The sequence below is a fragment of the Sporosarcina luteola genome (genome assembly GCF_007991495.1).
Taxonomy (GTDB): Bacteria; Bacillota; Bacilli; order Bacillales_A; family Planococcaceae; genus Sporosarcina; species Sporosarcina luteola.
The window spans coordinates 26,437-39,196 of record NZ_BJYL01000049.1 but is presented as its reverse complement, the minus strand read 5'-3'; the positions used below and the strand labels follow the sequence as shown (position 1 = coordinate 39,196).

At 43.4% G+C, this 12,760-nt stretch carries 15 protein-coding genes; 12 read left to right on the top strand and 3 right to left on the bottom strand.

Annotated features, from left to right (window positions below; all coding sequences use genetic code 11):
* The 4 genes from SLU01_RS18140 to SLU01_RS15765 form a co-directional block, all read left to right on the top strand.
* On the top strand, positions 1-245 hold a 245-nt coding region (locus tag SLU01_RS18140; RefSeq protein WP_218029710.1), incomplete at its 5' end, for a hypothetical protein.
* A 186-nt stretch (positions 246-431) separates the two neighbouring features.
* A complete protein-coding gene (locus SLU01_RS15775) occupies positions 432-1,004 on the top strand; it encodes a nucleotidyltransferase domain-containing protein (RefSeq protein ID WP_308507744.1) in 573 nt (190 codons plus the stop codon).
* A complete protein-coding gene (locus SLU01_RS15770; protein ID WP_147060088.1) occupies positions 1,001-1,522 on the top strand; it encodes a P-loop NTPase family protein in 522 nt (173 codons plus the stop codon). The genes SLU01_RS15775 and SLU01_RS15770 overlap by 4 nt, the downstream gene beginning before the upstream one ends.
* Before the next feature lie 231 nt (positions 1,523-1,753).
* The gene (locus tag SLU01_RS15765; RefSeq protein ID WP_147060086.1) at positions 1,754-2,086 is read left to right on the top strand and encodes a L,D-transpeptidase; all 333 of its coding nucleotides are present in this window, start codon (positions 1,754-1,756) and stop codon (positions 2,084-2,086) included.
* Between the two features lie 131 nt (positions 2,087-2,217).
* Here the strand turns inward: SLU01_RS15765 and SLU01_RS15760 are convergent, their stop codons facing one another.
* Positions 2,218-2,535 (bottom strand): winged helix-turn-helix transcriptional regulator, encoded by a 318-nt coding sequence (locus SLU01_RS15760; protein WP_147060083.1) that lies wholly within the window; start codon positions 2,533-2,535, stop codon positions 2,218-2,220.
* A 103-nt stretch (positions 2,536-2,638) separates the two neighbouring features.
* Here SLU01_RS15760 and SLU01_RS15755 point away from each other — a divergent pair, with 103 nt between their 5' ends.
* The 5 genes from SLU01_RS15755 to SLU01_RS15735 all read left to right on the top strand — a co-directional run bounded on the left by SLU01_RS15755 (position 2,639) and on the right by SLU01_RS15735 (position 8,322).
* Positions 2,639-3,487, top strand: a complete 849-nt coding sequence (locus SLU01_RS15755; RefSeq protein ID WP_147060081.1) for a VOC family protein — start codon at positions 2,639-2,641, stop codon at positions 3,485-3,487.
* Between the two features lie 158 nt (positions 3,488-3,645).
* A complete protein-coding gene (locus tag SLU01_RS15750) occupies positions 3,646-4,212 on the top strand; it encodes a sigma-70 family RNA polymerase sigma factor (RefSeq protein WP_147060079.1) in 567 nt (188 codons plus the stop codon).
* Positions 4,209-5,318, top strand: a complete 1,110-nt coding sequence (locus SLU01_RS15745) for a DUF4179 domain-containing protein (protein ID WP_147060077.1) — start codon at positions 4,209-4,211, stop codon at positions 5,316-5,318. The genes SLU01_RS15750 and SLU01_RS15745 overlap by 4 nt, the downstream gene beginning before the upstream one ends.
* A gap of 119 nt (positions 5,319-5,437) precedes the next feature.
* Entirely contained in the window at positions 5,438-6,517 is a 1,080-nt protein-coding gene (locus SLU01_RS15740; RefSeq protein ID WP_147060075.1) for an AI-2E family transporter, read from the top strand.
* 125 nt (positions 6,518-6,642) lie between these two features.
* Complete coding sequence (locus tag SLU01_RS15735) at positions 6,643-8,322, top strand: DUF2207 domain-containing protein (RefSeq protein ID WP_147060073.1); 1,680 nt, start codon at positions 6,643-6,645, stop codon at positions 8,320-8,322.
* A gap of 63 nt (positions 8,323-8,385) precedes the next feature.
* On the opposite strand, the gene SLU01_RS15730 is transcribed toward SLU01_RS15735, so the two are convergent.
* Positions 8,386-8,733 (bottom strand): CHY zinc finger protein, encoded by a 348-nt coding sequence (locus SLU01_RS15730; RefSeq protein ID WP_147060071.1) that lies wholly within the window; start codon positions 8,731-8,733, stop codon positions 8,386-8,388.
* Between the two features lie 72 nt (positions 8,734-8,805).
* Between SLU01_RS15730 and SLU01_RS15725 the strand changes: the two genes are divergently transcribed.
* Positions 8,806-9,090: a hypothetical protein gene (locus tag SLU01_RS15725; RefSeq protein WP_170232732.1), complete on the top strand. Its 285-nt coding sequence runs from the start codon at positions 8,806-8,808 to the stop codon at positions 9,088-9,090.
* Here SLU01_RS15725 and SLU01_RS15720 read toward each other — a convergent pair.
* Positions 9,080-9,790, bottom strand: coding sequence for a hypothetical protein (locus SLU01_RS15720; RefSeq protein WP_147060067.1), 711 nt, complete (start codon positions 9,788-9,790; stop codon positions 9,080-9,082). The genes SLU01_RS15725 and SLU01_RS15720 overlap by 11 nt on opposite strands.
* Before the next feature lie 104 nt (positions 9,791-9,894).
* Between SLU01_RS15720 and SLU01_RS15715 the strand changes: the two genes are divergently transcribed.
* Complete coding sequence (locus tag SLU01_RS15715; RefSeq protein ID WP_147060065.1) at positions 9,895-11,166, top strand: acetyl-CoA hydrolase/transferase family protein; 1,272 nt, start codon at positions 9,895-9,897, stop codon at positions 11,164-11,166.
* A gap of 190 nt (positions 11,167-11,356) precedes the next feature.
* Positions 11,357-12,751 (top strand): MBL fold metallo-hydrolase, encoded by a 1,395-nt coding sequence (locus SLU01_RS15710; RefSeq protein ID WP_147060063.1) that lies wholly within the window; start codon positions 11,357-11,359, stop codon positions 12,749-12,751.
* Positions 12,752-12,760 lie beyond the last annotated feature (9 nt).

Sequence of the window (12,760 nt, the reverse complement as noted above, 5' to 3'; positions counted from 1 at the left end):
CATTTATTCATGCTTCTGCTACTTACAAAAAAACGGCACCCGTGTTGGATGCCGATTTTTCCGTGAGTAGGTCACTTCTTACGAATCAAGATGAGCCATTTTTTGAGGTGAATGGTTCTGCGAGAGATTCAAACTGTTTCATCAGTTTGTCGCGAGCATTTTTATTTCGCATCAGAAATGCTGCTCCAATGCCTAACGCCGCTACCGCCATTTTCTTCATAAAAATGTCACCTTCCTCACTGTAATTTTTGAAGCAATGTTAAGATGCCCTATTTCTTCGATTCTATCCGCTTTGTAAATTAGATCCCGTTTTCAATTTTCGGGAAAACCATAAGTAGTGTTTGAAGAAACAGAATTCTTCAGATAAGATAATAGAATGAGTACAGCGGAGTGACAAAGTCGTCTTTTTTTCGCGTAGAGGGGGAATGGTCATGGAGGCGTGTCAAAAAGTGGCGGCTTGGATGAATAGCTATGATCGACCTTGGGGAATTGCGGGCGGTTGGGCGATTGATCTTTTTGTGGGGAATGAAACACGGGATCATTCGGACATTGAAATAGCCGTTCTTCGGAAAGGTCAACATAGGTTGAAAAATGAATTGATTGACTGGTCCTTTCAAAAAGCGGTGAAGGGCAAACTAGTTGAGTGGAAGTCAGAGACGCTAGAGCTGCCAATCCATGAATTGCACGGCAACGACAAAAGAGGAGAGCATATGGAAGTGTTGTTGAATGAAGTCAAAAATGATTTGTGGGTTTTTAGACGGGATTCGACAATTACATTCCCTAGTTCTAAATTATTTCTAATCACCGATGAAGGGATTCCCTACTTGCATCCTGTGGTAGTCCTTCTATACAAAGCGAAAAATCCGCGAGAGAAGGACCATGCCGATTTCCATACTGTAAAGGACCTGCTAGGTGATGAAGATCAGCGTTGGCTTTGTAATGCGCTTAAAATTCATGTGCCTGGCCATCCGTGGATTTCCGAGTTGCGAGGTGTGACGGTATGAAACGAGTTATGGTAATTGGTGTTTCAGCAGGAGTCGGAAAGTCGTCGTTTTCACGCGAGTTAGGGAAGTTGACCGGAATCCAGGTCACCCACCTTGATCGATTGTATTGGAAACCCGGTTGGGTCGAAGCGCCCTCCGAGGAATTTTCCGCTGCCCAACGGAAAATTGTTAAAAAGGATCAATGGATAATCGAAGGCAATTACACATCCACAATCGAAATTCGGGAACCTCTTGCCGACACGGTTATTTACTTGGAACTACCAATGTGTGTTTGTTTGTATCGCGTCATAAAAAGACGAATTCAGTATCATGGAAAAACCCGCGAAGACCTGACGCAAGGCTGCCCAGAAAAAATCGATTGGGCATTCGTTAAATTCATCGTAACAACGTACAGTCGCCGAAAGAAGAAAATGCTTGAGCGGATGCAGCGGTATGCGAATGAAGGGAAGACTGTCCATCACCTGAAATCATCGGCACAAATTGAAGGGTTTTTATCAACCTATTTAAAGGGTAAATGAGAATGAAAGTTTGGGCGTGTCCAAAGCAAACCGTCTCGCGTCCAAAGTAGGAACACATTGGTCTAAAGCAAGCCGTTCCGCGTCCAAAGGGGATTCTCTGACGTCCAAAGTAAGCATCAGAACGTCCAAAACTTCTCTCCCGCGTCCAATGGAAGCTCTCCCACGCCCAAGGCATCTGGTTTCCATCCCGTATCCTATAAGAACATTTCTTTTGATAAAGGCGGGAAGACGATGCGTTGGATTGACATCTCCATCGGAAAGCACGAGTTAAAACTGTATGAAGGAAAGAAATTGCTGAAAAGATATCCAATTGCCGTAGGGAAGATGGTGACCGCAACACCACAGGGGATATTTATAATCATCAATAAACAGCTGAACCCAGGCGGTCCATTCGGCGCATTCTGGATGGGGTTATCCAAACCTCATTATGGAATCCATGGGACAAATAACCCTTCATCTATCGGGAAAAACGTGTCGCACGGCTGCATCCGGATGTATAACAAAGATGTCCTGGAGCTGTCCTCACTTGTACTACTTGGTACAACGGTGAAAATTCATAGATAAAAGCCGGTTGCATAAGTTGCAACCGGCTTTTGGCGGGTGAAATAGACTATACACATCCAAAGCGAGTGGTTCTGCGTCCCAAGCGAAGTCACCCGCGATTCAATCAAGGCCTCTTTCTACCCGCACTTACCCTATTCTTCCAAAGCAATCCATTCCTTCGACCACTCTTCAATCTCTTTCATAATCGGCGTTAAGGACATTCCCATCTCTGTCAATGAATATTCAATACGCACCGGTGTCTCGGGGTACACCTCTCGTACAACAAACCCTCGCTGCTCCAAATCTTTCAGCCGTTCCGTCAATATTTTTCCGCTCACGCCTAATTTCTCGGTCATCGTGCAAAAACGCTGTGGGCCAGACATGAGCTGATATAAAATCAAAGCGGTCCATCGTTGGCTCAAGATGGAAACAGCTTTTTCAAAGCGCGGGCAAAGCTCGAATTCATTCATATGCCAAAATCCTTTCAAGTAAAATCAATGTCTGTTGACAAAACATAGTATAGCATATAAAGTTAGTTACATAAAGTAAGTAACTTACCAGGAGGAATAAATTATGAAATTTCATCAACCGCCACATATATATACGGGGGAAGTCCACCTAAAAGTGACAGATCTCGACAAAATGACGAACTTCTATACGCAAATCATTGGATTTGGCATATTGGTAAAGACTTATAACCGGGTTGTGTTGACGGCGGATGGCAAAAATCCATTGCTTGTCCTCGAACAACCGGAGCATATCCTTCCAAAAGAGCCAAGACGCACGGGGCTTTATCACTTCGCGCTTTTATTGCCGACACGCGCCGATCTCGGTAAAGCAATCAAACATTTTTCAAGAAACGAAGTACGTCTAGGTGCTTCAGATCACCTCGTGAGCGAAGCGCTATACTTGTCGGATCCTGATGGAAACGGAATAGAAATTTACCGGGACCGTGAACCGGAAGCTTGGAAATGGCAAAATAATTTTGTCGCAATGAGCACCGACCCGCTTGACGCAAGAGCAATTGTTGACGCAAGTGGAAATGAAGAATGGGATGGCCTGCCGGAAGGAACAGTAATGGGACATGTCCATCTCCACGTGGCAAACCTTCCAGAGACGCAAGTATTTTATGAAGCGTTAGGATTTGAGATCGCCACCCATTATCCGCAAGCTTTGTTCATGTCGACAGGGAATTATCACCACCATCTGGGATTGAATACATGGAATGGGGCAGGGGCACCCCGTCCGTCTGAAGAAAGTGCCGGACTTGGCGCATACACGCTTGTATTTCCTGAAGATGCAACGATGGCTGCTGCAATTGCTAAGATTGAAGGACTGGGCACAACTGTGAAGTCAAAAGTAGATCACTTCGTGACAGAAGACCCATCCGGGAATGAAATTATTTTGCGTGTTCACAGATGATATAAAACTATAAATGAAATAAAGAAATCGATTCCCACGTCGCGGGGAATCGATTTTTTTAGGTAAACTAGAAAAAAGTAGTGTACATAGAGAGATTAATTTTTTTGGATCGTTGTATAGGATGTAAAAGCTTTTACAAAATGTAAGGGGAATTGAAAATGAAATCTACTAGTGAAAATTTTATACGACGGTTGCAGAAACAGAAAGAAGACGCATTGGAATTTATCATCGATAGTTATTTGCCATTGATAAAAGGCATCACGCACAAAGTGCTTTCTCCACTTGGAAATGAAGGGCTAGTGGATGAGTGCGTCAACGATATTTTCCTGTCTATTTGGGACAATGCGGACAAATTCAGCGGGGAATCGACCGATTTCCGGAAATGGATTTGCGCGATTGCGAAGTACAAATCAATTGATTATTACCGCAGAGCAGCGAAGCGAATGGAGGTTTCCTCTGCATATCCGGACATGAATACTGAAATGTCGGTGGAGGAGGAATTGATTAGAGCGGAAGATCAAACGGAATTGATCAAGCTGATCAACCAACTGGAGTCGCTGGATCGGGATATTTTTTTGATGAAATACTTTTTAGGTTACAAGACAGCGGAAATTTCCTGCAAAACCGGTCTAAGCATAACGGCGATTGATAATCGTGTGTTCAGAGGAAAAAAGAAACTGTTTAATGAAGCAAAGAATTTGAACGCAGGGGGTTATGTATTATGAAGGAAAAAGATATTTATCAACTGTTAAATGAAATGGATCTTGATGAAATTGAAGTTCAGGAAATGGAAATCAGCGAATTTGATACAGCAAAAGTGAAAAAGGAAGTGAAAATGGCACTACGTAAAAAGAGGAAAAGACATGGTTGGAAAATGAAGGCCGCTGCGGCTGTTGTGATAGGTGGTTTATCAGTTTCCGCAATTGGCATTGCCTTTCCGGCTTATGCGGGGAATGTGCCTGTTATCGGTGATATTTTCAGATTTCTGGACAATGGGAGAACAGGAATCTACGATAATTATCAGGAATATTCAAGTACGGTGAATATGACGAAAGAAAGCAACGGCGTTAAAATCACAATCAATGATGCGATTTACGATGGGAAAACCGTTTTATTGACTTATTCAATCGAAAGCGAGCAGGATTTGGGTGAACAACCGCACATCGGTGGCTACTTGGATATTAAAGAAACGAGTGGCGGTTCGGGAAGCGACCAGATTTCCAAAGTGGGTGAAAACCAATACGTCGGAATGATTACGGGCAGCAGATTGGACGAGAAGGATCTGGATAATGTGAAAGTGAAATGGAAAGTGGATAGCATTTCAATTGACGGCACAGAAGAAAAAGTAAAAGGGAATTGGAACTTCTCTCTTTCCTTGCAAGCGTCGGATAATGAAGTTCAGCTCGTTGATCAAGGGAAAGAACAAAATGGAGTGAATGTAACCATTGATAAAATTACAGTTACACCGATGTCGTTTATCGTGTATTATGACCAATTAGTCTCTAAGGAAATACTCGATAAATGGCATGGTGTTGATGTTGAAATCGAAATCAAAGATGACTTGGGCAACTATTACGCTGGCGATGGAAACGGCGGCTTCGGCATCGAAAATCATATGCATTGGAGCCAGACGTTTAAAAAACTGGACCCTGACGCTACAAAGCTTATCATTACGCCTACAGTTAGATTAGTTGAATATACGTCTGAGAATCATGGCGGCGTCGAAATTACGGCGGACGGAGAAACGAAGACTATCGCTATTCCAACGAAAGAAGGAAAGGGTAGAGAAGAGTTTCAACTGGATGATATTGTTGTTGACTTGATGAAATGAAAATCGGAAGGGGCTTGGCGTTAGCCAATGCTCCTTTTTTTGAAACTTATTTCGACATTGCCCGTAATAAACCGTATACTTATTAATAATTGGAATAGAACGGTAAAGGACGTGGGAAATTGACGAAGAAGTTATGGTTCCAAGTTGGTGTTGGAATTCTGTTATCCATCTTAATCATTAAATACTTCATGGAAATCAGCTTTATATTCGCGCCGGTTGTCATCATTATTAAAGCAATCATTTTACCGCTTTTGCTTGGCGGCGTGCTGTATTACATGACTGAACCGATACAGCGTTTCCTTGAAAGTCGGAAAGTCCCGCGTTGGGGAAGTATTTTGGCCATTTTAGCTTCCCTCGTCGTAGTACTGTGGATTTTCGTGGCAATCATCGGTCCTCCTGTAACGACACAGGTGAATAAGCTTGTCGAAAATGCACCGACGCTGGCGAAAGATTTTGATAAGGTCAAGGATGAGCTGTTAGAGCAAAAGAAAAACTTGCCAGAGAACCTGCAGAGCTCAATTGACAGTGCCGCCAACTCGCTGCAATCAATCGCCGTGAAATTCGGGAAGTGGATCGTGCAATTTTTGCAATCCTTCTTCCAAGCGATGTTTTTACTTGTATTAGTGCCATTCTTCTTCATCTTCATGCTGAAGGATCACGAAAAATTTGCACCGATCATCTATAACATTTTTAGCGGTGATCGACGGGAATGGGTCAAAAAGACGTTAAGCGACATCGACAATGTTTTGCGCTCATACATCCAAGGGCAATTCCTGATCAGTGCTATCTTGGCAACACTCATCTTCATCGGATACAAAATCTTGGGACTGGAATACGCATTGCTGCTTGCTATTTTTGCGTTGTTCATGAACCTCGTCCCTTTTATCGGGCCATGGATTGCCGTCACACCGGCACTCGTCATCGCCTACTTGCAAGAACCTAAACTCGTCATCGGCGTCGCGATTGTGACACTCGTCGCTCAACAAATCGACAGCAACCTTATCACACCGAACGTCATGGGCAAATCCCTCGACATCCACCCGCTCACCGTTATCACGATTATCCTGGCGGCGGGTAATATTGCAGGATTTGTAGGTATTATCGTTGGTGTGCCTGTGTATGCGGTTGGAAAAGTGATTGTGCTGAATATTTATGATCAGCGCAGGAAGATTGGACATGCGGCTACGAAAGATGTGTAAATAGGCAAGACTAACAGACCTCCACTTTTTGTGGGGGTCTATTTTGTATACAGTAGGAAGTAATAAAAACATGAAACTTCCCCGGTACTTATCTCGTAGAAGATAAGTAAGAAGAGGTGAGGTTAATGAAATGGCACAAGTTAATTTCTATTTGGGTTTTCCTAATGCTTTTCATGATTCCTGTCACGGCGTATGCTGTTGACTTCGAAATTTCTGATGTTCAGATTGATGTCCATTTGAAGGCGGATGGAAATGCGGATGTAATTGAGAAACATACGTATGAATTTGACAGCAAGTTTAACGGCATCACGCGGGAAATTTTTCCGAAGAGTGGATCGTCGATCACTCGTTTTGAGGCTTATGAAAATGGCAAACCTCTGAAGGTTGAAAAAGAGAAAGAGCTTTATAAAGTTCATCGGTCTGGGAAGAAAGAGACCGTCCTCTTTGAGCTGCATTATCAAATTATAAATGGTGTCGAGAAATACGAAGACGGTGCACAATTTTATTGGCCGTTTTTCGATAAAAGAAATGAAGCGGCTTATGGCGATATGAAGATTACTGTGCATCCGCCCGATAAGGCAATGGATGTCGATTATCTTGGTTATGACGCTGCATATGAAAAAGGGTCTCTTGCAGCGGAGGGTGTCGTGGTTTTTGATCTGGGAGAAGTTCCTGATAGTATGAATGGCGATATCCGTGTGATTTATGAACCTTCTTTATTTCCAAGCGTGGAAATGAAAAAAGGAGCCGTTCGTGATGTATTGAAAGCCGATGAGAGAAAAATTGAAGAAGACAGAGCTTTGTTTTTGGCGAAACAGCAAGACATGAAGAAGGTCGGTAGTTATACGTTGCCAGGGTTTGCTGCTGTTTTGCTCGGGATTCTGCTTTATATATTTATGAAAAGGAAGGGCACTAAAACTGCGGCTCAATCATTATTGGAAGATCATTTTGTTCCAACAGAAACATTATCAATGCCTGCGACGATTTATTATACAAATCCGTATGGGATTGGTCCTGAGCTGATGTCGGCTGCATTACTGGATTTAATCCGGAAAGGGTATGTGAAACAAGTGTCGGAAGAGGCTTTTGAACTTGTGGATGGATCCAGAACGAATGAGCATGAAGCGGCATTGATTGACCTGCTGTTTTCAAAAGTTGGAAATGGGAATCAGTTCACTATCGAAGGTTTGAAAACATATACGGAAAACGAAGAAAATCATGAGGCATATGGCAATGGGCTCGCATTATGGAAAAACGCAGTTGCAAAAGAAGTGAAAGACGCGGAGTTCAAGGATAAAAGTGTCGGCTTACGCTGGTGGACGGGTTTGTTGAGCATTGCGATAATCCCGATCATCGTACAATTGGGGCGTTATGAGGTATACCCTTCCATGGCCATATTGATTGTACTTGTCTTGATTGGATTAAGCACTGCACTCTTTTATTCGCCTCGGAATTTACAAGGTTTTCGAGTGAAGGAAGAATGGCAACGGTTTAGAAAACGTTTTGAACAAGCAAGTGCGGCGGAGTGGAACGAGTTGCCGGTGGACGACAAATACCGGGGCTATATTTACGGAATCGGTGTGAAAGAAGGCAAGTTGGAACAGTTATATGACGAATTCAAAAATGCCGAAAGACGCTCCGAACGTAGCAGTGACACGTATAGTATCTATTACAATCCGATCTTCATGACCCAATCGTTTACGATGGCTGATACGAATGCTGCGGTTTCTACAAGCAGCAGTTCTACTTCGTCTTCCAGCGGTGGTGGCGTTGGAGGTGGAGGTGGCGGCTCGGGTGCGTTCTGATTTTACTTTGCTCAGTTAACTGGAAATCCCTCCACTTTTATGGGGGGATTTTGTCTACTTGCATTACATCCGCCCAGCATGACTCACTTCAAAATACAACTCCTTATGCAATCCACAACCAGGATTGAATTTTGCATTGCAAGCAGGGCATTTGTAATCACTAGTTAAATATTCACTTATCGTCAATTCATGTCCACAGCTTCCGCAAAGTATAGCTTTATCATCAAATCTCTCCAACGGCCACACTTTCGGGCTTCCACACCCTGACTCCTCGTGGCATTGAAAACACGGAAAATAGGAATTACAGCAATAAAACTTGATTGCAATAATATCTAGCACAGAATGATAGTGTGCACAGCGTGTCTCGTGATCAATAACACTTCCGGCCACTTCATGTCCTTTACAAATCAATTAAATTCCTCCTCAACGCTGTATAATATAACTTCTTTCGGAAATTCTATTCATTAAAAAGGATTGATTTCCATGTTTACTGAATATCCAATTGTCCACACAAATATTTGGGATGCATTTTGGGCAGTGCCCGTCGTTTTAGTAATTGTGTTGGCTGCAAAATGGCTGTTTGGCGTGAAGTCGAGCTGGTTGTCATCGATCGCAACTGTGTCAGCCTTGCTTTTATCTGTATTCGTTAGCCATCGTGGAAATTTAGCGGCAGGGATTTTCATGGGCTTTTTCTATTCGGGGGCAGCAATCGGTATCATTTACTCAATCAAACAATCTTACCTAGCTATCGTGCAAGTTAGTTTTTGAGCGGGCAAAACCCGCACTGCATCAACCCGGGCACGTCTTTCGAAAAACAACAAGTTGTCCGGACTGTCGTGTTCAGCAGTTCGGATGGCTCATGTCCATTTAGGTATTTTGCGAATAAAGATTTTGCTGCAATGCCTTTCCAAGTTTCATCATCCTTTAAGCAATTCAAATCAGTCCGCGCTGCATCACTTGTAGCAGGATTTTCAAGTAAGACATGATACTGCCATAATAAAAACCCGAAAATATTCTCCCAAAGCGTCAAAGGAGAGACGGATATGACGGTACGGATTTGGCGGATTAGTTTACTCGCCAGTAGTAAAATGTTACGAATGGCATCCGGATGCTCAGTTTCATCTACCGATTTCCAATCTTCCTCAGCGACAAAGGTGCTTACGGTTTTATTTCCGTATTCTTCAATAGCCCCAAAGTACATCTTCACGTCATCGCCATCCCAAACTTCATCATAGGCTGCCAAGTTATACAACTGCATATTGATAAACATTCCTACACGTCGCATGAAAAAAGAGGCCGCGACAGTCGTGTTGGGGCTTCCACTCACGATCTGCACTGATTTCATGCAATCCGATGTTTTTTCGTTATTCAATAAATCTTGTAAGGTAAATATGGGATGAAGCGGCGGATTGACGTAAACACTATAGCTATTCAGTTGTCTAATTTGTTCTGCCGATAGTTTTGTCATATCTCTATTATATGTATTCTCATACAATTCAACAAGTTGAGTGAGCGCTCGGTCTGCAATATACTAATAGTAATGAATAAAGTAAAGCAGGAGGAGTCCGGCAAATGACGAAGCTTTTAAATCCGGAAGAATTCATACGGTTAATTAATAAAAATACAGATATTATCCTTCCACTTTCAAATGGCGAGCCGCATAAATTGCTCGATTTACTGGAGGAACATTATAAGCAATTGGAAAACGTCAAAGTCCATCAGTTGTTGGCATTGCGTGAACGTGATTACATAAATGGGAAAATGAAAGGCCATCTTTCACATGTTTCCTATTTTCTAAGCGCAGCAACACGGAAGGCGTACTGGGAAGGGCATGTAGAATTGATTCCGAATGTATTTCAGGAAATGTATTATTTGTTAAGGAAGACGACGAAGCAACCGATGGTCATGGCGGTTGCTTCTCCGATGGATGAGCACGGGTATTTTTCACTTGGGACGAATGCGGATTATGTGGCGGATTTCATTGGGGACGTACCATTTGTCCTTGAGGTGAATAAATTCATGCCGCGCACGTTCGGAGAAAATCAGATTCATATAAGCCAGATTGCAGGTTTTATTGAAAACGATGTCCCCTTGATGGAGGAGAAGTCGCCTGTCGTCACCGAGAAAGACCAAAAGATAGCGGAATATATTGCGGAAGACATACAGGACGGCGATACGCTCCAGATTGGGATCGGTGCAATTCCGAATGCGGTCATGAAGATGTTGAAAAATCGCCGGCATTTAGGCATTCATACGGAAATGTTAACAGACGGAATTGTCGATCTGGTAGAGGCAGGGGCAGTTGATGGGATGAAAAAATCGACTCATAAAGGGAAAATCATTGCCACGTTCGCTTTTGGTTCACAACGGCTGTATGATTTTCTTGACAACAACCCGTCTGTCGAATTCTTGCCGGTGCGGCTCGTAAACGATTCTTATGAAATTGCTAAAGAAGCGAATATGGTATCCATTAACGCAACGACAGAAGTGGATTTGTACGGACAATGCGCATCCGAGACGGTGGCTGGAAGGTATTATTCATCAAGTGGTGGCCAAGCTGATTTCGCAAGAGGTGTCCGCTTGTCGAAATACGGCAAAGGGTATGTATGTATGCATTCGACAGTGAAGGGCGATACGATTTCACGGATCAAATTGCATTTAGGACCGGGCTCCATCGTGACGACTTCGAAAAACTATGTGGATAATATTGTAACAGAGTATGGAATCGCTCGGCTGCATGGATTGCCGATTTCCGAACGTGCGAAGGCATTGATTGGAATTGCACACCCGAAGTTTAGGGATGAGTTAACGCGGGAAGCGAAAGAGTTTGGATTGATTGAGTAGGGAAGCCGAGTGTGGCTTCTCTTTTTTTAACAGTTTTTTTGCGCTTCGTTAGATAATATTGCCGCTAATCACTTGAATGATGGACAAAAGGTGATAAATCCACTTTAAACGGTCATAAACAAAAGTATTGCTTGTTTATACCCCTGGTGGTATATTGTTTACAGGAATTAAAATACGAGGAGGGGTATGAATGTTCTTTAAATCATTCACAGATGAAAATTTGGCGCAAAATGCGTATTTAATTGGTTGTCAACGTACTGGGGAGTCCATTATTATCGATCCGCCCCGTGAATTTGACCATATATTGAAAGCGGCTGAAAAAGAGGGCCTGCACGTGACAGCAGCCGCGGATACGCATATTCACGCTGATTATGTATCGGGTGCTCGTCAACTGGCAGTACAACATGGAGTTAAATTGTATTTATCCGACGAGGGCGATGAGAACTGGAAATATGGCTATACAGATGGAATGGATGCGGAACTTGTGACGCAAGGCACCAAGTTCTCGATCGGAAATATTGATTTTGAAGTTTGGCATACGCCTGGCCATACTCCGGAAAGTATTTCGTTTCTATTGACGGATCGCGGGGGCGGGGCAACGGATCCTATGGGGATTTTCACTGGAGACTTCGTATTCGTCGGTGATGTAGGCCGTCCTGACTTGCTTGAAAAAGCGGCGGGAATTGGCGGCACTGCAGATAGCGGTGCGCGGGATATGTACCGCTCCATTCAAAGGTTTAAGGAACTTCCGGATCACCTTATTGTCTGGCCGGGACACGGTGCAGGCTCCGCTTGCGGAAAATCGCTTGGCGCCGTCCCGATTTCAACGGTAGGTTATGAAAAGCAATTTAACTGGGCATTCCAAATCAACGATGAAGAATCTTTTGTTGAAGAACTGTTGAATGAGCAGCCTGAAGCACCGGTCTATTTCGCGGAAATGAAAAAAATGAACAAGGTTGGTCCCGCTATTTTAAAAGGTGAAAAAATCGACGCGATTGCGTCAGCGGTAGAACTTGAGGCATTGGAAGCACAAGAAAGGGTTGTTGTTTTGGACGTGAGGCCTGCATCTGTTGCGGATAAAGGGCTTCTGAAAGGATCCATCAATATCCCGTTCAACAAATCTTTCACCAACTGGGCGGGCTGGTTAATTAAATATGATGAAAAAATTGTCGTTATCGCTGATCTAGGCGAACAAGCTGAAGTGCGGAAGGCGTTGCAATCGATTGGCCTGGATACAATTATTGCATTTGCAGATCCATCCTTGCTAGAAGGGTTGGAACTGGTAGCGTATGGGACGCTTGCTGTTTCGGCTTTCCTCGACGATATGCAAGATGAGGATACATTTGTCATTGATGTGCGGAACGATTCGGAATGGAATAAAGGACATTTGGAAGAAGCGAATCACTTATTCCTTGGTAAATTGCGCACAGCGGAGATTCCTACTGATAAAAAATTACTCGTCCACTGTCAAAGCGGTGCCCGGTCGGCAATTGCGTCTAGTATTTTGAAAGCACGCGGGTTTGAAACTGTGAAGCATATGGCTGGTGGGTATAACGCCTACTCAGCTGAGCAATCCGCAAATTGAAGGAGTGAA